The sequence below is a fragment of the Arsenicicoccus dermatophilus genome, assembly GCF_022568795.1.
Lineage (GTDB): Bacteria > Actinomycetota > Actinomycetes > Actinomycetales > Dermatophilaceae > Arsenicicoccus > Arsenicicoccus dermatophilus.
On sequence record NZ_JAKZHU010000001.1, the window covers coordinates 498,613 to 521,811 of the forward strand.

Sequence of the window (23,199 nt, forward strand, 5' to 3'; positions counted from 1 at the left end):
GGGTGAGCCACATGGATCGTTGGCTGTCCCTGCTGGCCGCGCGCCGCGCCGGCGAGATGGCCGTCGCCGAGCGGGAGGACCCCCGGGTGCGGGACCGACGACGGGTCGTCGCCGCCGTGGTGACCCTGGCGGGTGCCGCGACCCTGGCGTGGGCCCTGCGGATCGCTCCGGGCGATGCGCTGTTCTATCCCGCGACGCTGGCGCTGGCCGTCGTGTGGGGTCTGGGCGCCCGCCTCGCCGGCCGGCCGCTGCGAGCCACCGGCGAGCACGACTCGCACCACCGCGCCCGGCTCGCCCTCCTCGGCCTGGGGGTCGGGCTCGTCCTGCTCGGGGTCTTCCTGCTGGGCGCGGCCGTCGTCGCGCAGGTCCCGCCGCTGCGGGTGCCCGTCCAGCAGCTGCTCGCCCACGCCGAGTGGGGATCGCTGCCGGTTGTCCTCGCCATCACCGTGGTCAACGGGATCGTCGAGGAGCTGTTCTTCCGCGGGACGCTCTACGACGCGCTCGGCGGTCGCCGGGCCGTCCTGGTGACCACGGTCCTCTACACCGTGGTCACCGCGCTGTCCGGCATACCCCTGCTCGCGCTGGCCGCCCTGCTGCTCGGCCTGGCTGTCGCGGTCCTGCGCCGCCTCACCCGGGGCGTCCTCGCCCCGATCGTCGCCCACCTCACCTGGTCGGTCGGGATGCTGCTGCTCCTCGGACCGACCCTGGCCCTCCTGGAGCCCCGATGACCGCCACCGCCACCCCCACCCACCCGCACGAGACCCGCCTGGGGCTCGTCACCGGAGCCACCGGCTACGTCGGCGGCGAGCTCGTCGGCGCCCTGCTCGAGCACGGCTGGCGGGTCCGGGTGCTCAGCCGCAGCGCCGACAAGGTCAAGGACGCCGACTGGGGCGACCGCGTCGTCGACGGCCCGGCCGCCGCCGGCCAGGTCGAGGTCGTCGAGGGCGACGCCACCGAGGCAGCCGACCTGCGCCGTGCCCTGGAGGGTGTCGACGTGGCGTGGTACCTCCTGCACTCGATGGGCGACGCCGACGACTTCCAGCAGGCCGAGCGGGAGATGGCCCGAGCCTTCGCCGAGACGGCGCGCGCCTGCGAGGTGACCCGCATCGTCTATCTCGGGGGCCTGCACCCCCGGGGCGACGAGCTGTCCGAGCACCTCGCCTCCCGGGTCGAGGTCGGCCAGATCCTCATGGCCTCGGGCGTGCCCACGGCCGTCCTGCAGGCGGGCGTGGTCCTCGGCGACGGCTCCCAGTCCTTCGTGATGCTGCGCCACCTCGCCGAGCGGCTCCCCGGCGCGGTCGGTCCCCGCTGGCTGCACAACGAGATCCAGCCGATCGCGGTCGCCGACGTGCTGCACTACCTCGTCGCCGCGGCCGACCTGGGCCCCGAGCACAACCGCGAGTTCGACGTCGCCGGGCCGGACGTCGTCAGCTACGCCCAGATGATGAGCCGGTATGCCGAGGCCGTGGGGCTGGGCCCCCGCCTGGTCCTGACCGCGCCGGTCACCACCCCGCGGGCGGCCGCCCGGTGGATCGGCCTGGTCACCCCCGTGCCGCACGCCCTCGCCGAGCCGCTGATCGGCAGCCTGCTGCACGACACCGTCGCCGACGAGCACGACCTGGCCGACCTGGTCGGCGAGCCCGCGGGCGGGCCCACGGGATTCGAGGACGCCGTGCGTGCGGCCGCCCAGGGCCAGGACACCCGCCGCTGGCAGCGCACCCTCGTCGGCACGTCCGCAGCCGTGGCGCTCACCGCAGCGCTCGGCAGCCTGGCCACCGACACCTCCAGCCGGTGGTACCGCCGCCTGGACCAGCCCGCCATCCAGCCGCCGGGCTGGGTCTTCCCGGTCGTGTGGACGCTGCTCTACGCCGACGTCGCCGCGATCGGCGCCCTCAGCCTCGCCGACCTCGCCGAGACCGGGCGCGCGGACGAGCGCCGCGCCTACCTCGCCGCGCTCGGGACCAACCTGGTGCTCAACGCCGGGTGGAGCGCGGTGTTCTTCCGCGGGCACCGGCTGCCCCTGGCCACCGCCGAGGCCGCCCTGCTCGCCCTGTCCAGCGCCGACCTGGTGCGGCGGTCGGGTCGGGTCAGCACCGAGAAGGCCGTGGTGCTGGCGCCCTACGCCGCCTGGACGGCCTTCGCGACCGTCCTCACGGCCGCCATCGCCCGCCGCAACCGCTGACCCCGCCGGCTTCCCCGGCATACCGCTCGATCCGAGGAGGACTCGTGGACGCTGACGTGATCGTGGTGGGAGCCGGGATCGCCGGGCTGCACTGCGCGGGACGGCTCGCCGCGCGCGGGCTGGACGTGCTCGTGCTGGAGGCCGGGGACGACGTGGGCGGCCGGGTGCGCACGGACGTGATCGACGGATACCGCTGCGACCGGGGCTTCCAGGTCCTCAACCCCGCCTATCCGCGGATCCGCTCGGACGTGGACGTCGAGGCTCTGGACCTGCGGACCTTCGGACGCGGGGTGGGCGTGCTGCGCGACCAGGGCCGCGCCGTCGTGGCGGACCCGCTGCGGCACCCCGAGCGGCTGCTCGACACCCTGCGCTCGGGCTACCTGACGCCGCGCCAGCTCCTCGGCGCGGCCCGGTGGGTGCTGCCCGCCCTCGGCTCCGTGGCCGCGCTCGCCGACGGCGACGAGGGCTGGGCCTCCTCGCTCGACCGCTCCGGCGCGCAGGGGCCGCTGCGCCGCGAGGTGATCGAGCGCTTCCTGGCCGGCACGATCCTGGAGAGCGAGGGCTCGTCCTCGGCGGCCTACGTGCGGCTGCTCGTGCGGTCCTTCGTCCGGGCGACGCCCGGGGTCCCGGCCGAGGGTATGGCGGCGCTCCCGCGCCAGCTCGCGTCCCGCCTCTCCCGACCGGTCCGGACCGGGGTGCGCGTCGACCGGGTGGGCCGCGACGGCGCCCGCGCGGTGGTGCACACGGATGGGGAGAGTCTGCAGGCCCGGCAGGTCGTGGTGGCCGTGGACCCCCGCGAGGTCGGTCGGCTCACCCCGCTGCCCGCCGTGGCGACCAAGCCGCTGGTGACCTGGTGGTTCGCCACCGGCGAGCGCCCGACCGCCACGGACCTGCTGCTGCTGGACGCGCGCAGCCGACGCGGTCCGCTCGTCGACACCGCCGTGCTGACCAACGCCGCGCCGAGCTATGCCCCGCCCGGACGCCACCTGGTGCAGGCCACCGCGGTGGAGGAGGGCTGCCGGGCGACGGAGGCGGACGTGCGCGCCCAGCTCGCCGAGCTCTACGCGTGCGACACCGGCGGCTGGGAGCTGGTCGTGCGGCACGACGTGGCCGACGCCCTGCCCGTCCAGCCACCTCCGGTGCAGCTGCGGCAGCCCCTGGTGCTGGACGAGGCCACGGTGGTCTGCGGGGATCACCGGGACACCGCGTCGCTGCAGGGAGCGCTGGTGTCCGGGGTGCGGGCCGCCGCGCTGGTCGCCGCCCGGTGCGGCCGATGACCGCCACCGGGCAGCACGCGAGCCCGGTCCAGGTGAGGCGCACGGACGTCGGCCCCGACGCCGGCCGTGGCGCAGGCCGGGGCCTGCGGATCTCCGTGGTGGTCCCGGTGCGCGACGACGCCGCCCTGCTCGAGCGCTGCCTGCGCTCCCTGCAGGCGCAGACCCGACCGCCCTGGGAGGTCGTCGTGGTCGACAACGCCAGCTCCGACGACTCGGCCGCCGTCGCCCGTCGGCACGGCGCCCGCGTCGTGACCGAGCCGGTCCGCGGTGTCCCGGCGGCCGCGGCCCGTGGGTACGACAGCGTCACCGGCGAGGTCATCGCCCGCTGCGACGCCGACTCGGTGGTGCCCACCGACTGGCTCGCCCGGATCCACGACCGCTTCGAGCGGGACCCCCGGCTCGACGCGATCACCGGCCCGGGTCGGTTCTACGACCTGCCTCCTCCCTGGGCCGGCCCCGCCGCCGTGCTGTATGCCGTGGGGGCTTTCGGCGCGACGGGCTCGGCGCTCGCCGGCATACCGCTGTGGGGATCCAACATGGCCCTGCGCCGCGCGACCTGGGAGTCGGTGCGGCACCTGGTCAGCCGCACCGACCCGGACCTGCACGACGACCTCGACCTGTCGATGGCGCTCGGGCCGGGCGCCCGGGTGCGGCTGGACCCGCGTCTGCAGGTGGGGGTCGCCGGGCGGATCTTCGCGTCCCGCGCGCAGGCCCGCCGTCGCGTCGACATGGCGATGCGCACGCTGCGCCGCGGCTGGGCCCAGGGTGGCTCCCCGGGGCGGCGCTGGCTCGCCCGAGGCGGGGCGACCCGGTGGGCCGACCTGCCCGTCCGTCCGGCCGCGCCGTCGCGGGAAGAGGTGGTCCTGCTCGACGCCCGGGGAGGGGCCCTCGGCACCGCCCCCAAGGCCGCGGTCCACCACGAGGACACCCCGCTGCACCTGGCGTTCTCCTGCTACGTCGTCGACGACGCCGGGCGGGTGCTGATGTCCCGCCGCGCCTGGGACAAGGCGACCTTCCCCGGGCTGGTGACCAACTCGGTGTGCGGGCACCCCGCGCCCGGCGAGCCGCTGGCCGAGGCCGTGCGGCGGCGCGCCCGCACCGAGCTGGGCCTGACCCTCGACGAGGTGCGGGTGGTGCTGCCCGACTTCGCCTATCGCGCAGAGATGGACGGCGTCGTCGAGCACGAGCTGTGCCCGGTGCACGTCGCCCCGGTGTCGGGCTCCGTCGCCCCGCAGCCCGACCCCACCGAGGTGGCCGAGACCTGGTGGGAGCCCTGGCCCGCGCTGCGCGACGGGGTCCTCGCGGGCGACCGGGAGGTCTCGCCGTGGTGCGCCGAGCAGGTGGTGCTGCTCGCCGACCTGCCCGACGACCCGCGTCGCTGGCCGGCCGCCGACCTGGCGGCGCTGCCACCTGCGGCGGCGTTCCCGGCCGCGCAGCCGCCCGCGGCGTCGGTGGGCGCCGCGTTCTGACAACCACGCACGAGCTGGGCCTGGCTCGACGGGCAGGACCGGTGGCGTGGCGTGCTGGTCGGCGCGAGCCGGGGGACGCAGGGGATCGCCCCGCCGGCCGTGAGGCGGGCGGGGCGATCCCCGTACGACGAGCGGGCTTTCGAGGCTCGACGCCTCAGTCTCAGCGGGCGGTCCGGGCGGACACTGCCGGCGTGGACGAGGGCGCGCCGGTCGGCGCGGGGACGAGGTCCTTGGCCGGCTTGAGCGGGCCCATGGAGTAGATCTCGAGCACGTCGCCCGCACCGAGGAAGCTCCAGGGGAGGGTGAAGTAGCCGCCGTCGCCCCAGGCGGTGCCCCAGTTGTTCTGCAGGGTGATGCCCTTCTCGTCGTAGGCCACGACCGCGAGCTCGTGGCCGCCGATCACCTTGCCGGAGGCGGTGTACGAGTAGCTGCGCGCGGTCTCGGTGTCCATGTCGACGAAGTTCTGGCGCAGGCGCATCCCGATCAGGGCGGGATAGCCGTTGTTGATGGCCGCCTTGATCGCGGGGATCGCCGTGCTGGGCCGCAGCGGGATCTGCCGGTAGCCGGAGAGCTTGTAGTTCGCCGCGTTGATCCGGTCCTCCTGGGTCGGCTTGCTGCTCCAGTCGTAGTCACCGTGGCTGTAGTGCGCCCGGGTGTCGATGCCCTGGTCCATCAGCACCGAGAACGACCGGCGGGCCGAGGAGCCCTGGTCCACGCCGTTGTTGACCTGGGAGTAGACGTACATCGGGGCCATGGGGGCTCCCGCTCGACCGGCCTTGTTCATCAGGATCCCGTAGGCGCTGTAGCCGAGCGCCCAGGCGACGCAGGACTGCACGTTGCCCTGGTTTCCGGGCGGCAGCACGTAGGCCCGCAGGTCGCCGATCTCGGCGGCGATGGTGCGGCCCATCGGCACCTTCCCCACGGTCGTGATCCGGGTGACCGGCGGGCGGGAGGCGATCTCGGCGAGGTCCAGGCCGGCGTGCTGCCGAGGCGTCGACATGGGTCCCGAGCGGGTCATCGGCGGGGCGAAGGAGTCGGTCGCGGTCGGCGCCGGGGGTATCGGCCCGGGCGAGGCGGAAGCTGCCGCGACCGGGCCGGCGCCAGCCAGGCCGAGGCTCAGGACGAGGGCGGTGAGGGTCACGACGCGGCGGTGGTGCACAGTTCCTCCTGGGATCGGCCGTCGAGCGGGCTCGACTCTGAACGACGTTGTCCGAAGACGGTATTCGCCGGTGGCATCGCGTGCTCAGGTCGGCGCGATCCGGCGGGCCGCGCCCGGACGTCAGCCGAGCAGCCAGCGGGCGATCAGCAGCTGGGTGAGCAGGAAGCCCACCAGGTAGTTGACCCACAGGAAGCGTCGCCACCCGGCGTTGGCGCGGGGGGCGTCCTCGTCGGTCAGGTCCAGGTAGGGCCGGACCATCCACAGGTAGGGCAGCACGAGCAGCCCGGCGAGCACCCCCCACCGTCCGGTGGTGGCGAGCAGCAGACCGGCCAGCCCGTAGGCCGCGGCGCTGAGCCGGACCGTCGCCCGAGCCCCGACGGCGGTCGCCACCGAGCCGATCCCGGCCTCCCGGTCCGGCCCGATGTCCTGCACCGCGCCGAAGGCGTGGCTGGCCACGCCCCACAGGAAGTACGCGACCAGGGCGACCCAGCCCTGCCAGGGCAGGTGGGCGCCGGTGAGCACGACACCGTAGACCGCCGGCCCGACGAAGTGGGTGCTGGACGTCGCCGAGTCCACGAAGGCCCGCTCCTTGAACCGCAGCCCGGGCGCCGAGTAGGCCACCACGGCGGCCACGGTGACGAGCAGCACCAGCCCGGCGAGCGGCGATCCGTGGGCCAGCAGCCACAGCACGAAGGGCACCGGCAGCAGCGACGCGGTCCACACGGTGGCGCGGTGCAGCGACCGGTCCAGGACCACGCCCTCGACGCCGCCCTTGCGCGGGTTGCGCAGGTCGGACTCGTGGTCGAAAACGTCGTTGATGCCATACATGAGCAGGTTGTAGGGCACGAGGAAGAACGCGATGCCGACCACCGCCCGCAGGTCCAGGCGTCCGGCAACCAGCAGGTAGGCCGCGCCGAAGGGATAGGCGGTGTTGATCCAGCTGAGCGGGCGGGAGGACGCGACCAGGCGCCCGATCGTGCGGATCACGAGTCCTCCTCGGCGGTCGGGGAGCTCGTCCGCCGGCGCCGCCACAGCGCGGGCAGCAGCACCAGCACGCCGAGAGGATAGGCCAGGTCCTCGACCGGGGCCCGCCCGAGCAGCAGACCCGACCGGCGCTCCGGGGCGTAGTCGAACAGGCCTGCGGCGATCATCAGGTTGTCGAAGACCACGGTGAGGACCAGCAGCCCGCCCGCCGCGACGAGCGGGGCCAGGGCCGGAGCCCGCCCAGGCCGGCCGCGGACCGCCCACGAGGCCCCGGCGACGGCCAGCCCCAGCATGACCAGGTCGAGCAGCAGGAAGGTCACCGGGCCCCCCGCCGGGCGTGGGCCAGGCGCTCGCCGCCGCACCACAGGCACATCGTGGTCCAGGAGAGCAGCAGCAGGAAGAACAGCTCCTCCACGGGCAGCTCGGGCGCCACCTGCAGGCCGGTCATCCAGCGGGTCTGCCCGCGGAAGAAGATCCCCAGCGCGATCCCCGCCAGGTCCCACACCACGAGATAGGTCATCCCGACGGCGAGGACGGTGAGCGCGGCGCGAGGGCTGCGCCACACGAACAACCGCCACCGCCGGTCGATCGTGGCCACGCCGGCCAGGGATGCGAGCAGGCAGACGAGATAGGCGATCCCGCTCACGCAGCCACCGTATGCCGGGAGAGCAGCGCCCGGGCCGCCGTGGTCGCCTTGACCCGGGTGGGCACGACCAGGCGCTGGGAGAAGACGTCGTAGTCCGCCTCCTCGATCAGGTCGAGGATCTGGGCGTAGAGGCGGCGCGCGGTCGCCACGCAGCGGGCGCTCGCCGGTGGGAGCAGGGGGATGCCGCGGTCGGCCTCCGCATACAGCGCGCGGTTGCGCTCGACCTGGTGGCGCAGCATGGCCCGCCACTGCGGGGTCACCTGCCGGCGGTGCGGGTCGGCCCCGAAGGCGCGCAGGTCCTCCTGGGGGAGGTAGACCCGGCCGCGGTCGAGGTCCTCGACGACGTCGCGCAGGAAGTTCGTCAGCTGGAAGGCCTCGCCGAGCGCGCGGGCCGGGCCGAGCGCCTCGGGGGAGGTGGGCCGCAGCACGGGCAGCATCATCTCGCCGACGACGGCGGCCGACCCGTCCATGTAGTCCCGCAGGTCGGCCCAGGTCGGGTAGGTGGTGGTGGTGAGGTCCTGGGCCATCGCGCCGAAGAAGCGGTCGAGGGGCTCCTCGCCGATCCCGAGGTCCCGCAGGGAGCGGGCCACGGCCGCCAGCACCGGGTCCGGGGCCTGCCCGGAGCGCACGGCGTGGGTCACCCGCCGCCGGAAGGCCTCCAGGCGCTGCTCGGTCTCGGGCACCCGGTGCGGTGCGGAGGCCTCGGGAGCGTCGACGATGTCGTCGGCGGCCCGGCACAGGGCATAGACCGCGTGGACGTGCCGGCGGCGCTCGGCCGGGAGCAGGGTGACGCCCCAGAAGTAGGTCGTGCCGTGGCGGCGGGTGATCGTCGCGCAGCGCGCGTAGCCCTCGCGCAGCTGGGGATCCAGGGGCGCGGTCACCGCCCGGGTCCGCCTGCCGTGAGGGCGTCCACCCGGTCGGCGGCGAGCTTGCCGCTGACCAGGACCATGGGCACCCCGACCCCGGGGACGGTGCCGGACCCGGCGAGGACCAGGCCGGGCGCGCGGCGCTCCAGGTTGCCGGGGCGGAAGGGCCCGGTCTGGGCGAGGGTCTGCGCCAGCGCGAAGGGGGTGCCGCGGGCCATCCCGAGCCGCTGCCAGTCCAGCGGGGTGAAGAGCTCCTCGGCGACCACGTCGGTGGGATAGCCCTCGGCGTGCAGGAACTCGCCCAGCCGCTCGCGCATCGGCCCGGCCTCGCGGTCCCAGTCGATCCCGCCGTCGAGGTGGGGGACCGGCTCCAGGACGTACATCGTCGTGCCGCCGGGGGCCGCGAGCGTGGGGTCGGTGATCGACGGGACGGTGACCAGGCGCGAGGGGTCCGGCATCAGGGTGCGGCGGCGCAGCAGCGCCTCGAAGGCCTCGTCCCACTCCCGGCCGAAGTGGATGTTGTGGTGGCCGACGTGCTCCGGCGCGGGTGAGGAGGTGCCCACGTGCCACACCACCGCCGAGGGGGAGTAGGTGCCGTGGGTGACCGCCCACGGCGGGGTCAGGTCGGGCAGGAGCAGCTCGTAGGCCACCGGCAGGTCCAGCGTGCACACCACGGCATCGGCGGGCAGGGTCTCGCCCGAGGTCAGCTCGACGCCGGTGACCGGGTGTCCCTCGCCCGGCCTGCCCGTGCGCAGCAGGCGCGTGACGGTGCTGTCGTAGCGCAGGTCCACCCCGGCCCGCCGCGCCGCGGTGTCGAGGGCGGCCGGGATCGCACCCATCCCGCCGTCGGGGAAGTAGACCCCCTCGATGGAGTCCATGTAGGTGATCACGGCGTAGATCGCCAGGGCCGTCTCCGGGGGCAGCCCGGCATACATCGCCTGGAAGGTGAACAGCCGGTGCAGCCGCCGGTCGTGGAAGAAGCCGCGGATCGTGGGCCCGAGCCGCCGCAGCCCCCCGAGCCGCAGCAGGGTCGTCGAGGCGCCCAGGGGGCGGGCCAGGTCCAGCGGCGAGTTGAAGTTGCGGTCGATGTAGTGCGGCATCTCCACGGCGTAGAGCTCGCGCAGCCAGGCGACGAAGCGGTCGAAGGCCACGGCGTCTCGGTCGCCGCAGGTGCGGCGGATCTCCTCGCGCATCGCCTCGTGCCCGTGCCGCACCCGGATCTCGCTGCCGTCGTGGAAGCGCGCGCGGTAGGCCGGGTCCAGGACCCGCATCGGCACCAGGTCGGCGACCGAGGTGCCCACCGCCTGCAGCGCGTCGTCGAGCAGGCCCGGCATGGTCATCACCGTGGGCCCGGTGTCGAAGGTGAAGCCGCCGTGGGTGGAGCGTCCGGCGCGGCCGCCCGGCCCGCTGCCGCGCTCGACGACGGTCACCTGGTGGCCGCGCCCGCGCAGGTGGCAGGCGGCCGAGAGCCCGGCCAGCCCGGCCCCGATCACCAGGACGTCAGCCATGCTCCAGCACCCCGGTCCGGCGCGATCCGCGCGTGCTGGCAGGGACGACGCATCCTGTTTCGATCATGGAATGATTAGATAATGAAAAGACCCGTCGTGCGAGTCCGACCGCAGGGCGGCGCCTCGCCGGGTCACCCGCCAGGAGGAGACGCCATGCCCCAGATCCAGCACGGCCACGAGCACCACGGCCGCGACGCCATCATCAGCCTGGACGACGCGCTCGTCGGCCGCCTCGACCGGACCGAGCTCGACCGGCTCGTCGCCACCATCGCCCAGGTCGTCCAGCACGAGGCCGACGACGTGGACCTGCAGCCCCACCTCGCGCGCGCCTTCGAGCAGGCCGGGCTTCCCCAGCCCGAGGTGGTCGTGGCCCGGATGGCCGAGAACCTCCGCAACGCCGACGAGGTCACCGTGGTCACCGACACCGGCCGGGTGCTGCTCGGCGACCCGAGCTGGACCCCGGCGACGCACGCGACCGACGTCCAGGGCTCGGAGGACCCGGAGCACCACGACCGCCCGGCCTACTCCTGATCGACGCCGACGCCGACGCCGACGCGGCGCCCGTCCCGGCGCCCGTCCCGGCGTCTGCGCCGGGCCGGTTCGGTGCTCGACCTCGCGACGCCCTCCCCCGGATCGACCGGGAGAGGGCGTCGTCGTGGGCGTGGGACGTCAGTCGGCCTGGACGCCCTCGGTGTCCGCCGTGCCGTCGGCGTGGATCTGCTCGGCCAGCCGGTCCACGTCGGTCTCGGGCACGGCCACCTCGGCCTCGTCGAAGCCCTTGCGGAGCTCCTCGGCGACGGTGTCCTTCTCGGCGCCGTCCTGCCAGGACCCGACGCGTTCGACGACGGCGTCGACGGCCTCGTCCTTGGCGACCTGGGTCTCGTGGTCGTCGGTCATGGTGCTTCCTCCTGCTGGCTGGGAACGGGGCTGGTGCTGGGGATTCGGTGCTGGTGGGACGGGTCGGGGTGGGGCAGTCGTGGTCGGCTGCCGGTCAGAGGTCGACGACCTCGTTGTCGCCCTCGACCCGCTTGCCCGTGACGGCGGCCTTGACCAGGTTGGCGAGCTGGACGACCTTGCTGCCGCCAGGGGCGTCCCAGTACTCCGCGGTGTCGCCGGTGACCTCGACGAGGACGTTCTCCGGGTTGTCCGGGCCGCCCTCCATCCAGGCGTCGGTGAAGGTGCCCCACAGCTCCTTCAGTCGCTCGGTGTCGTCGACGATCCGGGCGGTGCCGGACAGGGACACCCAGGCGCCGTTCCCGGCATACGCCAGGTTGACCTGCGGGTTGGCCTGCAGGTCGAGGCACTTCTGGCTGTGCCGCTCGGCGACGAACAGCACGGTGCCCGCGAAGTCCACGTCCTGCGTCGCCATCGGGTGGGAGACCAGGCGGCCCGTCCCGTCCACGTGGGTCATCATGGCGATCCGGGTGCTCCTGATGATCTCGGCGACCTTCTGCTGCTGCTCGTCGGTCATGTCGCTGCTCCTTGTCGTGGTGGTGCGGGGTCGGTGAGCCGCCGGGCGGCGGCATAGGCGGGGTGGCGCAGGGCCCGGACCCAGCCGGGTTGGGTGAGGCCCGCGAGGGGGTGGTCGACCGGGGCGAAGCGCAGCGGCTCGTCCGGGCCCCAGGGCAGGTGGAGCTCGAGCCGGCCGAGGCGGTGCCAGGCCCCGCGGGCGCGGCTCCAGGACAGGTCGTATGCCGAGGAGCCCGCGGGGTCCAGCCGCAGCAGCACGTCACCGCTCGCCCCTCGCTGGGGCAGGAGCGTGGTCAGGGGACCGTCCTCGACCCGGCGGCGCACGGCGAGCAGGTGGCGCGTGACCGTCCCGGTGCCGGTGCTCGCCAGCAGCAGGTCGGCGTGGTCGCCGTCGTGGCCGGCGGCGTCCACCCGCAGGGCGAGCCCCATGACGTCGGGGCCCTGGTGCGTCAGCGAGGCGGTCCGCGAGGCGCGCACCGTGCACGGCCAGGACCCGGCGCGGTCGAGCAGCGGGACCCCGCACGGGATCGGGGCGCCGGTCAGCACCAGGCTGCCCGACGTCACCCGGCCGTAGGCGTGCAGCGGCTTGTCCCGGCGCACGAGCGCTGCGAGCCCGAAGGTCGCGGCGAGGAGCGCGCCCCCGCCGGCGGCGAGGACGACGCCGGCCGGCCGAGGGCCCGGCCCCGCGGGTCGACGGCCCGGCCCGGAGGGCGAGGCGTCAAGCCCGGGCGCGCGACGGATCACGGCGCGACTCATGAGGACTCCTGCCCGGCGTGCAGGGCGCGCACCACGTCCACGGTGTCGGCCTCGGCGGCGGTCTTGTCGTCGCGGTAGCGCAGCACCCGGGCGAACCGCAGCGCCATCCCCGCCGGATAGCGGCGGCTGGTCTGGATGCCGTCGACGGCGACCTCCACGACCTGCTCGGGTCGCAGGTGCACGACGCCGCCCTCCCGGTGGGTCTCCAGCTCCAGGAAGCGCCGGGTCTGCCACGCGAGCATCTCGTCGGTCATCCCCTTGAAGGTCTTGCCCAGCATGGCGAAGCCCTCGCCGTCGGGCAGCCGCGCCCCGAGGTGGATGGTGGACAGCAGCCCGGCCCGCCGCCCGCTGCCCCACTCGACGGCGAGCACGACCAGGTCGACGGTGTGTCGGGGCTTGACCTTGGTCCACCCGGTGCCGCGGCGACCGGCGGCGTAGCGGGTCTGCAGATCCTTGATCACGACGCCCTCGTGCCCAGCTGTCACCAGGTCGGCGAAGAACGCCGCGGCCTCGTCCGGGTCGGCGGTCACCAGGCTGGGCACCAGGTGGTCCGGGGCGATCCGCGCGAGCACGGCGTCGCGCTCGGCCTGGGGCAGGTCCACGAGGTCCGCGCCGTCCAGGTGCAGCACGTCGAACAGGTAGGTGGTGAGCGGGGTCCGCTCGCGCAGCCGCTGCGGGTCGGCGCTGGAGGCGGTGCGTGCCCCGGTCACCTGGAAGGGCTGCGGCCGCCCGTCGGCCCGCAGCGCGATCGCCTCGCCGTCGAGGACCACCTGACGCACGTCCAGCGCGCGGGCGACCTCGACGACCTCGGGGACCCGGTCGGTGATGTCGTCCAGGCTGCGGGTGAAGACCCGGACCGTGTCGCCGTCGCGGTGCACCTGGATCCGGATCCCGTCGAGCTTGCCCTGGACCAGGCGCTCGCGGTCGCCGTCGGCATACACCTCGGCGACGTCGGGGGCCGCCTTGGCGAGCATGGGCCGCACCGGCCGCCCGACCTCGAGCCCGATCACCTCGACCGCAGCGAGCCCGCCGGTGGTGGCGGCCTCGGCGACGGGTCCGAGGTGGCCCGCCATCATCGCGGCCCGGCGCACGGCTGCCTCCGGCAGGTCGTATGCCGTGGCGACGGCGGCCACCAGCGAGCCCTCCTGGGCGCCGTGGCGCAGCTCGCCGACGAGCAGGGCGCGCAGGAAGTCCTGCTCGGCCGGCGTCGCGGCGCCGAGCAGCGCGGCGAGCGCCTCGGCCCGGGCGGCCGCCGAACCGGAGCCGCTCACCCCGGCGAGCGCCGTGACGGCCTCGTCCACCCCGGCCACGGTGAGGCTCGGTGCGGCCGCCGGCGGCGGGGGAGCGGAGATGGTGCGATAGCCCACGCCGACCCGGCCCTGCGGCAGGACCCCCGCCAGGTGCGCGGCCACGACCCCGACCTCACCGGTCTCGGCGCGGCGCAGGAGCTCGGCGAGCAGGGTGGTCTTGGCGGTGCGCGAGCGGGTGGCGGCGACGGCCGCGGACGTGGCGACCAGGTCGACGTAAGCCAGCGCCATCAGCGGTGGTGCTCGTTGTTGCGGCGGGCCGCGCGGTCGCCGAGGGTGGTCAGCCGGTCCACGATCGGGTTGTCGAGCTCGGCGCGGGCCTGGTGCCCGGTGATCGTGCGACCGTCGGCCTCCCCGGAGGGCAGCAACCGGCTCACCACGCCGAGCAGCCGGGTCGTCGTGCCCGGGGCGAGACCCGCCACGCGGGCGGCCACCTTGCTCATCGGCGAGACGAGGGCGACGGCGTCGCCGGCCAGGGTCGCGTCCACCATCTGCCGGGCGGCGCTCTCGGCGCTGATCGACAGCAGCGGCAGGGACGCGCCGGGGGCGAACCAGGCGTACTCCTTGGCCGCGCCCGTGCCGATGAACCGTGCCTGCAGGTGCGACCCGGTGCGCATCAGGCCGGGCACGATCGTGGTCGCGGTGACCCCGGTGCCGGCGAGCTCGGCGTACAGCCCCTCGGTGAAGCCGACGGCCCCGAACTTCGCGGTGGAGTAGGGCAGCAGGTGCGGAACGCTGACCTTGCCGCCGATCGAGGTGACCACCCCGATCCGGCCGCGGCGGCGCTCGCGCATGGCGGGCAGGACGGCCAGCGCCACGTTGATCGGGCCCCACAGCATGACGTCGACGGCCTGCTCGAAGTGCCCGCGCTCGGTGGCGTCCAGCGGGCCGACCTGGATGATCCCGGCGACGTGCATGGCCACGGTGATCGGGCCGACCTCGCGCTCGACCTCGGCGACGACCGCCTCGATGCCCTCGTGGTCGGTGACGTCGCCGGGGCGGGCGTGGACGTCCAGGCCCTCGGCGGCCAGCCGGACGCGGGCGTCCTCCAGCTCGGCGCCGTCGCGGGCGAGCAGGACGACGCGGAAGCCGCGGCGACCGAGGTCACGGGCCACGAGCAGGCCCAGACCGCGGGAGGCGCCCGCGACGAGGGCGACCGGGGTGCGGCCGCTGACGGGGGCGGTGGGGGGCTGCGTGCGAAGGCTCATGGTGGTCGTCATACCCCCTCTGCCGCCAGGCATTCCGCAGGGTCACCGAGGGTCTGCAGCAGGTGACCGAGGCCGGCGACCGCCCGTCCCGGCATCCGACCCGAGGTCCGCACCACGCAGGCGCGGGTGCTGGTGATCGGGCGCCCGGCGGCCACGAGCGCCGCCAGCAGGGAGGCCTCCTCGCCGTGCGCGACGGCCGGGAAGCCGCCGACGGCGAGATAGGCGTCCAGCCGCACCGCGAGGTTGGCGGCGTAGGCATGGGTGTGGGTGTCCGGTCCGGTGACCCCGGCCTCGACGATGCGCTGGTAGGCCCGGCGGGCGGCGGGGGTGGCCTGCCAGTCGACGAGCTCGACCAGGCCCGCGACCGCCTGGGCCTGACGGTCCCGGGCGACGGCGAGGAGCCCCCGGACCCAGTCGGCCGGGACCTCGGAGTCGGCGTCGGTGGAGAGCAGCCAGGTGTCGGCCGGTATGCCGGGAGCACGACCGCGCCCGAGCGCGGACCGCACCCCGTGGTCGCGGACCTCGCCCACCGTCTCCGAGCCCGGGTCGACCACCACCCGGGTGGTCACGCCGGCCGACCAGCGGTGCCCGCGGGCGACCTGCGCGGTGGCGTCGGCGCAGCGGTGGGCGACGACCACCACCTCGACCTGGTCCACCTCGCGCGCCGCGAGCGCCTGCGCCAGCGCGTGGTCCAGGGCCGCGAGGGCGGTGGGGAGACGGCGCTCCTCGTCGTGGGCGGGCACGACGACGAGCAGCCGGTCAGCGAGGGAGCCCACCGAGATAGCCCTCGTCGCCGTCGCGCGACTGCTGGGCGACGTAGAGGTCCAGGTCGGCGACCGCCTGCGCGAGGTCGGGGTCGTAGGCCAGCCCGGCCGGGCCGGCGAGCGCGTGGCACTCGGCGAGGATCGCGCGGGCGGCGCGGGCGACGCCGGCCCGCACCTCGGTCGACAGCTCCTGGCCGCGCCCGCCGGCGCCGCGGGCCGGGCTGCCGGCCGGGTCCTGCTCGGACACCTCCAGGGCGACCCCGGCGGTCGCGAGCAGCGCTGCGGCCGAGCCGATCTCGGTGCGCACGCGACCCCAGCGGACCACCCGCGCCGGGGCTGGGGGAGCGCCCTCGGTGGCGCGGGCGGTGAGGTCGGCGACGCGCACCGCGCCCCCGGCCCACACGGCCGCCACCCCGACGCCGCCGGGGAAGAAGCCGGGCCGCCCGAGGTACCACCCCTCCTCGCCCACCTGCGCGTCGGCGGGCACCTGGACGTCCGCGACCCGGACGGTCCAGGACTGCGAGGCCAGCATCGCCGGGGTGTGCCAGGACGCCGCGTCGCCGGTCCACGAGGAGACGTCCACGTCGAGCAGCACCGAGCGCTCGTCGTCCAGCCACACCGGCAGCAGCGCCCGGTCCAGGACCCCCACCCCGGAGGCGAAGCGCAGCGTCCCGTCCAGCCGCCAGCCGTCGCCCGCGGGGGTGGCCTGCACCCCGGTGGCGTGGGAGCGGGAGGCCCAGACGCCGTACACCGCACCAGGAATCGGCGCACGTCCGGCCTGGCGCAGGATCCGCAGCGCGTCCACGTGCCCCTCGGTGAGCCGGGCGAGCGGGATGTCCGTGCGGCCCAGCGCCACGAGCGCGTCGAGCAGCTGCGGCCAGGTCAGGTCGGCCCAGGGGCGCGCGGCGACGAGCTCGTGGAGCAGCGGGGTGCGTCGGGCGGCGTCGGCGCCGAGCCCCTGGGCGGGCAGCAGCGGGGCAGGGACGGGGGCCAGGGTCGTCCAGGTGGCGGCGGTCATCGGGGGTCCTCCTCGGTGGTGGCGTCCTCGGGTGTCGGAGCGTGCGGCGGCTCGGTGCCCGGCTCGGTGCCCGGCTCGGCCGCGTCGCCGGGCCGGGTCCAGTGGGCCGACACGAAGTCCGCGTCGTCGTGGTGGACGGCCCGGGTCAGGCCGCCGGCGTCGAGCGCCTCGTGCAGCTCGGCGGTGGCGTCGGCGCCGGACAGGTGCGCGTCGTGGGGGTGGTGGCGCCAGTGGACGCTCACCACCTCGCCGCCGGGCGCGAGCAGGTCCAGGACCGTGCGGGCCGTGGCGGCGCGGTCCTGCTCGGGCAGGTAGTACAGGACCTCGGAGAGCACGACCAGGTCGACCGGACGGTCGAGGTCGTCGGCGGGCGGCGGGTCCGGCAGCGCGTGGGTCGCGGTCGTCACGGCCGAGATCCCCTGCTGCCAGGCCAGCTCGGCGGCGAGCTGCGCGGCCGTGGTCGACGCGTCGGACGCGAGGACCGACCCGCAGCGCTGCGCCAGCTCGACCGCGAGATCCCCGGTGCCGCAGGCGGCGTCCCACGCGACGGCATACCGCTCGCGGGTCAGCGAGGCGAGGACGACCTGGATCTTGCGCCGCTCGTACCAGCTCGTGCGCACGTCGAAGGGGTCGGGATCGGCGGCATAGCGCGCCTCCCAGTCGGTGCTGCCCATGGTGCCTCCTGGTCTGTCGGGACGACGACGTCCCGCTCAGGGGCCCACCAGGCTCGAGGCTCCGTGATCGTTCTGCTCCAGCACCTACCCCCGGCGGTCACCCGGGAAACCCTGCGCCGGGGCCGGGCATCTCACACGGCCCGGACGGCGTCGTAGCGACGCAAGGCCTCCCGTCGCTCCTCGGCGTGGTCCACGCAGGGTGGCGGATAGCCGTGGGCCAGGCCGTCCGTGGCCTTCCACGGCTCGTGCACCGACCTCCCGGGCAGGTGCGCCAGCTCGGGGACCCAGCGCCGCACGTAGTCCCCGCTCGGGTCCCACCGCTTGCCCTGCTCGACCGGGTTGAAGACCCGGAAGTACGGCGCCGCGTCGGTGCCCGTGCCCGCCGCCCACTGCCAGCCGTGGTTGTTGGAGGCGAGGTCGCCGTCGACCAGGTGGTCCAGGAAGTGCCGTGCGCCATGCGGCCACCACACGTGCAGGTCCTTGACCAGGAACGACGCGGTGACCATCCGCACCCGGTTGTGCATCCACCCGGTCTCGCGCAGCTGGCGCATCCCGGCGTCGACGAGCGGGAAACCGGTGCGGCCCTCGCGCCAGCGCTCCAGCAGCGCGGCCACCTGCGGGTCGGTGGCGGGGTCGTCGTGCTCCATGGCCGCGAAGGCCGCCCTGAGGTCGCCCCAGGCCGAGTCCGGGCGGTGCCACAGCACGTCGGCGTAGAACTCGCGCCAGGCCAGCTCGGTGACGTAGCGCTCGACGGACTCGGCGACCGGGCCGCGCGCGTCCAGCCGGGCTAGGTCGTGCAGCAGGGTGCGCGGGTGGATCGTGCCCTGCTTGAGGTGCATGGACATCATCGAGGTGCCCGCGAGGTCGGGTCGGTCCCGGTCCTCGGCGTAGGTCTCGATCGGTCCGTCGAGGAACTCCGCCCAGGCGCTGCGCGCGGCCTCCTCGCCCGCCGGGTGCAGCGAGTCGTGCTGCGGGACGGGCTCGCTCGCGATCCCGCGGCGCCACCGCAGCCCGGCGGGGATCGGCGCGGGGGCGGGCCAGCCGTGGTCGCGCCAGGCACGGCTGTACGGCGTGAAGACGCGGTAGGGACCGCCCGCCGCCGTGGTCAGGACGCCGGGGCCCACGGCGTAGGGGGACCCGGTCGGCACGAGCTCGCGACCCGCCTCCGCCAGCCGGGCCCCCACCCGCGCGTCCCGGCGCCGGGCGTAGGGGGTGCTGTCGGCGGAGACGTGCACCCGCCGGGCCCCGGCCTCCGCGGCGACGGCGGGCACCACGTCGACCGGGCGGCCACGGCGCACGACCAGGGCCCCCTCGCACCTGTCGGCAAGGGCGGCGATGGCCGCGAGATAGGCCTCGCGGCGCGGCCCGCCCGCCCGGTCCAGCGCCGGGTCGAGGACGACCAGCGGCACCACGTCGCCGTCGTCGGCGGCGGTCAGCAGGGCGGGATGGTCGGCCAGGCGCAGGTCGCGGCGCAGCCACAGCAGGCTCGTCATGGGTCGATCGTGCCGGATCAGGCCCGGTGCCAGCCGAACTCGTCGTGCACGGCGAGTCCCCGCTCGGCGAAGGCCCGCAACCAGCCCTCCATCGGCCAGACGCCCCAGCGGCGGTGGAAGGTCGCGGCGTTGCGCAGGATGTCGTCCAGGTGCTCCACCGGCGGCGAGGACACCGGGTGGTGCTGGTGGTAGGCGTCGGCGCCGCCCACCCACACCAGCTCGACCGCGGCCTCGCGGGCGGTCAGACCCAGGTCGGTGTCCTCCCCGCCGTAGCCGTCGTAGTCGGTGCAGAAGCCGCCGACCCGCCGCCAGGTCGCCGGCGTCACCGCGAACGACAGCGACCAGAACAGCCGGTGCTCGCCGCCGCGGACCAGCTCGCCGTCGGCGGGGGCCGGGCGGGCCGCGTGGGGCGAGCGCCACCGGGCCAGGTCCTCGGGCTCGGGGGCACCGGCCTGCGCCGGCAGATAGGTCACCTGGCCGCACAGCAGGGCGGGATCCGCACCGAGCTCCCGCGCAGCGGCGGCATACCGCCGGACCAGCTGCGGGCCGGGCAGGCAGTCCACGTCGAGCAGCACGACCAGGTCGGCCCCGAGCGCGAGGGCGCGGTCGGTCCCGGCGTTGCGCGCCTCGGCGAGGGGCAGCCGCCCGGACCCGGCCAGGGGTATGTCGAGAACCTCCACCGGCGCCTCGGGCGGGGCGTCGGCGAGCAGCCCCCCGATCGCCGGGTCGCCCATCGACACCACGACGTGCCGGGGTGGCTCGGGCAGCGCGGCGACGTGGCGGCGCTGGGCGAGCAGGTGGTCGTGCCTCCCCGCCGCGACGGTCACGAGCACCGGGCCGCTCATCGGCGCCACCCCTCCAGGATCGCGGCGGCGCGCGCGGGGGCACCTGCGGTGCGCCAGCGCTCCCAGGACGGCTCCAGGGCGTAGGCCTCCTCCAGGGTCGCGGCCCAGTCGTCCGGCCACGCGTCCCGCACGACGGCCAGGCCCGCCCGGCGCAGCGCGTCGGCGGTCGCCCGCTGCTCGTCGAAGGGCCGGTCCTCGGGGACGACGACGGCGCGGGTGCCCGCGGCGGCCACGTCGGCGACGGAGTTCTGGCCGGCTGCGACGACCACCACGTCGGTGTCGTGCAGGAGCTCCCAGACGTCGGAGTACCACGCGCCGAGGGGTCCGGCGACGGACCACTGCCAGCCGGGGGTGGCCGCGCGGGCGGCCGCCAGGTGCCCGGGGGTCAGCGCGCTGCCGCCGGCGCCACCGAGCAGCAGCACCCGGCGCGCGGGGGCACCGGTGCCCGGGGCGTCCGTCCCCGGGGCATCGGGTGCGGGGGTGGGCGGAGCGACGGGTGGGGCCAGGCGGTCGGCATACCGGGTGATCCCGCCGACGTAGCGGGCCAGGCCGGGCCGGCGGCGCAGGTAGCCCGGCTCGTAGAGCTCGCCCGGCCAGGGGGCGATCACCAGGTCGGCGAGGTCGTGGCCCAGGTCGTGGGGCGCGTCGTCGCGCTCGCCCGGCATGCCCATGACCACGACCGGCACCCCCATCATCCGCACCAGGGTGGTGACCTCGACCGACACGTCGACGACCATCAGCCGCGGTCGGGTGACGGCCACCCACGCCGCGATGGTGGCGAACCGCTCCTGGTGCCCGCGGCTGTCGACGGGGGCCCAGTGCAGCCGTCCGCCGGGCGTCGCGTCGGTCGATCCCTCCAGGTCGTCGCGCGGCAGGGCCACCCAGGTCGCCCACTCCTCGGACGGCAGGCTGGACAGGATCGTCAGCTCCTCGTCCAGGTGCGCGGCGATCGCCTTGGCGCGGTGCAGGTGGCCGCGGCCCTGGTGGTGGACGTACCAGCCGATCATGCGCCCACCCGCAGCGGTCGCACCACGTCGTCGGGGGAGTGCCACCGTCCGGCGAGGAGGTCGTCGTAGAGCCGCACGTAGGAGTCGGCCATGTGGCCCACGGACAGCTCGGCCTCGGCATACCGCCGCACCCGGCGTCGGTCCAGCCCCAGGACGGCGGGCAGCGCGGCCGCGAGGGCGGTCACGTCGTCCGGGGCCACCAGGGCACCGTGCTCGGGCCCGCCGACGACCTCCGGGATCCCGCCGCGCCGGAAGGCCGCGACCGGGGTGCCGCACGCGAGCGACTCGGCCACGACCAGCCCGAAGGGCTCGTCCCAGCGGGGGGTGACCAGGGACGCGGCGGAGCGGCCCACCAGCTCGGCGAGCTCGGCGTGGGCCAGGTGCCCGACGTAGCGCACGTCCTGGCCCAGGCGGGGGGCGATCTCCTGGGCGAAGTAGTCCGGGTCGCTGATCGGCCCGGCGAGGCGCAGCCGCAGCCCGGCGAGACGGGCGGCGTCCACCGCCAGGTGCGGGGCCTTCTCGGGGACCAGCCGACCGGACCAGACCAGCCAGTCGCCGCCGGCGCCGAAGGGCCAGTCGCGCAGGTCGACGCCGTTGCGCACCACCACGGGTCGCTCGGGCAGGGCCTGCCAGGCGTCGGCGGTGTAGTCGCTCACGGCGGCGAACCGGATCGTTGGGCGGGACCGGTCGGTCGAGGCGGCGCGGGGCCCGAGGTCGACCGCGGACTCCATCCACGGCGTGGGTGGGGTGTGCAGCGTCGTGAGCATCGGCATGGGCAGGGAGGGCGCCATGGCCACGGGCAGGTGGTGCAGCGCGTGGTTGTGCACCACGTCGACCTCCCCGGCCAGCTCGCGCGACAGCGCCAGCATCACCCGCAGGTAGGCATGGTGCGCGGCCAGGAACTCGCGCGGCGGCATGGAGACGTCGGCCTCGGCGAGCGCGCTGGCCCGCCACCCCTCCCGGGGGAAGGCATAGCGGGGGTCGGCGCCGTCCGAGCCCTCCGGCGCCATCAGCAGCACCTGGTGGCCGAGCTGGCGCAGCCGTCGGGCCAGGTGCCAGACGTGCGCCTCCAGGCCGCCCGCGAAGGGCTCGCGGACCCGGTGCCGGTGCGGGGCGATCAGGGCGACCCGCAGCGGGCGTCGCCGGCTGCTCATCGGCCGTCCGACGAGGTGGCTGCCGAGGCCGAGCCCGCCGCTGCGGGAGCGTCGTCCGGCATCGGGGTGGGAGCGGTGTCGCCCGTGGTGGCGGAGGCCCGACGGTCCGCCGCGCGGCGGTAGGCCGCCAGGTGCGCCGCCCGGACCTGCTGGTCCCGCTCGGCCCGCGCGGCGAGGCGAGCCTCGGCGTCGCCCCAGGGGCAGCCCTCCCGGCGCGCCTGGTGCAGGCTGCCCAGCGCCGCCGCCACCGAGCCGGCCTCGAGGGCGGCGAGGAAGCCCGCGTCGTCGTGCTGCTCGGCGTAGTGGCCCACGGACGGCGCCAGCACCGAGGTCCCGAGGTCCCAGCACAGCTCGAGCCAGCCGGAGTGGGTGCCGTGGCGGTAGGGCAGTGCCAGGACGTCCAGGCCGCCCGCCCACTGGTGCAGCTCCGCGTCGCCCATCCGTGGGACCAAGCGCAGGCCCACCCCCGGGTGCTCGGGGATCAGCGCGCGGATCCGGTCGAGGCGCGGCTCGGGATCGGTCAGCACCTCGTCGTTGACGACCACGTCGAGGGTCCCGCCGAGCTCGGTGGTCGCCTGCGCCAGCTCGGCCAGCCAGTCGGTCGGGTCGGCGTTGGCGCGCAGGGCGCCGAGGTGGACGCCCACCCTCGGCCCGGACTCCTGCGGCGCCGATCCCTCGCCGGGGGTCCGCCGACCGTCGTCGGCGGTCTCGGGAGACGGCTCGGACGCGCGCAGCGCCGCGGCCGCCCGCACCTCCTCGGCCGGCACCACCTGCGGGTGCGGGACCACCGTGGCCGTCACGCCCCAGCCCTCCTCGACCTGGGCGGCCGCGCCGGGCGTCAGGGTGAGCACCTCGTCCGCCCCGCGCACCAGGGTGCCGAGCGCGGCCAGGTGCTGGTCCTGCTCGTCGGCGGGCAGGTGCGGGTTGGCCAGGTCGTGGACCGTGACGACCAGCGGGCGGTCGTAGGCCCGCAGGGTCCCGATCCAGGAGGTGAGCTGGTAGGAGGTGCAGCCCTCGAAGCCGAAGTGCACGTGCACCAGGTCCAGGTCGTCGGCGTGCTCGACCACCCACTCGTCGGTGAGCATGACGGGGGGCCACCACACGCCGTCGTCCGGCTCCTGCCCCGGGGGCAGCGGGTCGGGCAGCCGGGCGGCCTCGTCGGGGCCCACGTCCGTGCTCGATCCTGCCGGCGGGGTCACGTGGGGATAGGTCACGTCGACGACGCCGGGCAGGATGCGGATGACGTACGGATGGGCGCTGGGGATGCTGGCGATGCGCAGCACGAGTCTCCTCCTGGACGGGCCGGGGGTCGGCCGCGGTGCCCTTGGGCTCAAGGCGCCTGCGATGGTGATCGCTGCCTAGTGTTACCCCATGTTTCGCCTCGTGAACCATTTCGTTACCCTGAGTAACCT

24 protein-coding genes are annotated in these 23,199 nt (G+C 75.7%); 5 read left to right on the forward strand and 19 right to left on the reverse strand.

Going from position 1 to position 23,199, the window contains the following annotated elements; all coding sequences use genetic code 11:
• Positions 1-11 precede the first annotated feature (11 nt).
• From MM438_RS02425 to idi, 4 genes are read left to right on the forward strand one after another with little or no spacing between them, the layout of a single operon-like run.
• A complete protein-coding gene (locus MM438_RS02425) occupies positions 12-728 on the forward strand; it encodes a CPBP family glutamic-type intramembrane protease (RefSeq protein ID WP_241450331.1) in 717 nt (238 codons plus the stop codon).
• On the forward strand, positions 725-2,182 hold the full coding sequence (locus MM438_RS02430; protein WP_241450339.1) for a tryptophan-rich sensory protein: 1,458 nt from the start codon (positions 725-727) through the stop codon (positions 2,180-2,182). The genes MM438_RS02425 and MM438_RS02430 overlap by 4 nt, the downstream gene beginning before the upstream one ends.
• A gap of 44 nt (positions 2,183-2,226) precedes the next feature.
• Positions 2,227-3,459 (forward strand): NAD(P)/FAD-dependent oxidoreductase, encoded by a 1,233-nt coding sequence (locus MM438_RS02440; RefSeq protein WP_338155493.1) that lies wholly within the window; start codon positions 2,227-2,229, stop codon positions 3,457-3,459.
• Complete coding sequence (gene idi, locus MM438_RS16590; protein ID WP_338155494.1) at positions 3,456-4,928, forward strand: isopentenyl-diphosphate Delta-isomerase; 1,473 nt, start codon at positions 3,456-3,458, stop codon at positions 4,926-4,928. The genes MM438_RS02440 and idi overlap by 4 nt, the downstream gene beginning before the upstream one ends.
• Before the next feature lie 160 nt (positions 4,929-5,088).
• Here the strand turns inward: idi and MM438_RS16595 are convergent, their stop codons facing one another.
• From MM438_RS16595 to MM438_RS02480, 6 genes are all read right to left on the reverse strand, one after another.
• Positions 5,089-6,087, reverse strand: a complete 999-nt coding sequence (locus MM438_RS16595) for a C1 family peptidase (protein ID WP_241450340.1) — start codon at positions 6,085-6,087, stop codon at positions 5,089-5,091.
• Between the two features lie 120 nt (positions 6,088-6,207).
• Positions 6,208-7,074 carry a prenyltransferase gene (locus MM438_RS02460; RefSeq protein ID WP_241450341.1) on the reverse strand — a complete coding sequence of 289 codons (867 nt, stop codon included), beginning with the start codon at positions 7,072-7,074 and terminating at the stop codon, positions 6,208-6,210.
• Complete coding sequence (locus MM438_RS02465; RefSeq protein WP_338155495.1) at positions 7,071-7,391, reverse strand: lycopene cyclase domain-containing protein; 321 nt, start codon at positions 7,389-7,391, stop codon at positions 7,071-7,073. Before MM438_RS02465 ends, MM438_RS02460 begins: the two co-directional genes overlap by 4 nt.
• Complete coding sequence (locus MM438_RS02470; RefSeq protein ID WP_241450355.1) at positions 7,388-7,717, reverse strand: lycopene cyclase domain-containing protein; 330 nt, start codon at positions 7,715-7,717, stop codon at positions 7,388-7,390. The genes MM438_RS02465 and MM438_RS02470 overlap by 4 nt, the downstream gene beginning before the upstream one ends.
• The gene (locus tag MM438_RS02475) at positions 7,714-8,598 is read right to left on the reverse strand and encodes a phytoene/squalene synthase family protein (RefSeq protein WP_241450356.1); all 885 of its coding nucleotides are present in this window, start codon (positions 8,596-8,598) and stop codon (positions 7,714-7,716) included. The genes MM438_RS02470 and MM438_RS02475 overlap by 4 nt, the downstream gene beginning before the upstream one ends.
• Positions 8,595-10,091, reverse strand: a complete 1,497-nt coding sequence (locus tag MM438_RS02480) for a phytoene desaturase family protein (protein ID WP_241450358.1) — start codon at positions 10,089-10,091, stop codon at positions 8,595-8,597. The genes MM438_RS02475 and MM438_RS02480 overlap by 4 nt, the downstream gene beginning before the upstream one ends.
• Positions 10,092-10,244: 153 nt before the next feature.
• On the opposite strand from MM438_RS02480, the gene MM438_RS02485 reads away from it, so the two are divergent.
• On the forward strand, positions 10,245-10,622 hold the full coding sequence (locus MM438_RS02485) for a hypothetical protein (protein ID WP_241450360.1): 378 nt from the start codon (positions 10,245-10,247) through the stop codon (positions 10,620-10,622).
• Positions 10,623-10,760: 138 nt separating this feature from the next.
• On the opposite strand, the gene MM438_RS02490 is transcribed toward MM438_RS02485, so the two are convergent.
• From MM438_RS02490 to MM438_RS02550, 13 genes are all read right to left on the reverse strand, one after another.
• Positions 10,761-10,988, reverse strand: coding sequence for a hypothetical protein (locus tag MM438_RS02490; protein WP_241450362.1), 228 nt, complete (start codon positions 10,986-10,988; stop codon positions 10,761-10,763).
• 94 nt (positions 10,989-11,082) lie between these two features.
• Positions 11,083-11,562 (reverse strand): pyridoxamine 5'-phosphate oxidase family protein, encoded by a 480-nt coding sequence (locus MM438_RS02495; protein ID WP_241450364.1) that lies wholly within the window; start codon positions 11,560-11,562, stop codon positions 11,083-11,085.
• Positions 11,559-12,317: a phosphodiesterase gene (locus MM438_RS02500; protein WP_241450365.1), complete on the reverse strand. Its 759-nt coding sequence runs from the start codon at positions 12,315-12,317 to the stop codon at positions 11,559-11,561. The genes MM438_RS02495 and MM438_RS02500 overlap by 4 nt, the downstream gene beginning before the upstream one ends.
• Positions 12,314-13,855, reverse strand: a complete 1,542-nt coding sequence (locus tag MM438_RS02505; protein WP_241450375.1) for an ATP-dependent DNA ligase — start codon at positions 13,853-13,855, stop codon at positions 12,314-12,316. The genes MM438_RS02500 and MM438_RS02505 overlap by 4 nt, the downstream gene beginning before the upstream one ends.
• Positions 13,855-14,832: an SDR family NAD(P)-dependent oxidoreductase gene (locus MM438_RS02510; RefSeq protein WP_241450393.1), complete on the reverse strand. Its 978-nt coding sequence runs from the start codon at positions 14,830-14,832 to the stop codon at positions 13,855-13,857. The genes MM438_RS02505 and MM438_RS02510 overlap by 1 nt, the downstream gene beginning before the upstream one ends.
• A gap of 8 nt (positions 14,833-14,840) precedes the next feature.
• Positions 14,841-15,608, reverse strand: a complete 768-nt coding sequence (locus MM438_RS02515; RefSeq protein WP_241450395.1) for a glycosyltransferase — start codon at positions 15,606-15,608, stop codon at positions 14,841-14,843.
• Positions 15,592-16,614, reverse strand: coding sequence for a hypothetical protein (locus MM438_RS02520; protein ID WP_241450398.1), 1,023 nt, complete (start codon positions 16,612-16,614; stop codon positions 15,592-15,594). Before MM438_RS02520 ends, MM438_RS02515 begins: the two co-directional genes overlap by 17 nt.
• Entirely contained in the window at positions 16,611-17,288 is a 678-nt protein-coding gene (locus MM438_RS02525) for a class I SAM-dependent methyltransferase (RefSeq protein ID WP_241450419.1), read from the reverse strand. Before MM438_RS02525 ends, MM438_RS02520 begins: the two co-directional genes overlap by 4 nt.
• Positions 17,289-17,419: 131 nt before the next feature.
• Positions 17,420-18,781: a cryptochrome/photolyase family protein gene (locus MM438_RS02530; RefSeq protein WP_241450421.1), complete on the reverse strand. Its 1,362-nt coding sequence runs from the start codon at positions 18,779-18,781 to the stop codon at positions 17,420-17,422.
• Between the two features lie 17 nt (positions 18,782-18,798).
• On the reverse strand, positions 18,799-19,626 hold the full coding sequence (locus tag MM438_RS02535) for a glycosyltransferase family 2 protein (RefSeq protein ID WP_241450423.1): 828 nt from the start codon (positions 19,624-19,626) through the stop codon (positions 18,799-18,801).
• Positions 19,623-20,633, reverse strand: coding sequence for a glycosyltransferase (locus tag MM438_RS02540; protein WP_241450425.1), 1,011 nt, complete (start codon positions 20,631-20,633; stop codon positions 19,623-19,625). Before MM438_RS02540 ends, MM438_RS02535 begins: the two co-directional genes overlap by 4 nt.
• Positions 20,630-21,787, reverse strand: a complete 1,158-nt coding sequence (locus MM438_RS02545) for a glycosyltransferase family 4 protein (protein ID WP_241450427.1) — start codon at positions 21,785-21,787, stop codon at positions 20,630-20,632. Before MM438_RS02545 ends, MM438_RS02540 begins: the two co-directional genes overlap by 4 nt.
• Complete coding sequence (locus MM438_RS02550) at positions 21,784-23,070, reverse strand: glycosyltransferase family 4 protein (protein WP_241450429.1); 1,287 nt, start codon at positions 23,068-23,070, stop codon at positions 21,784-21,786. Before MM438_RS02550 ends, MM438_RS02545 begins: the two co-directional genes overlap by 4 nt.
• Between the last annotated feature and the right edge of the window lie 129 nt (positions 23,071-23,199).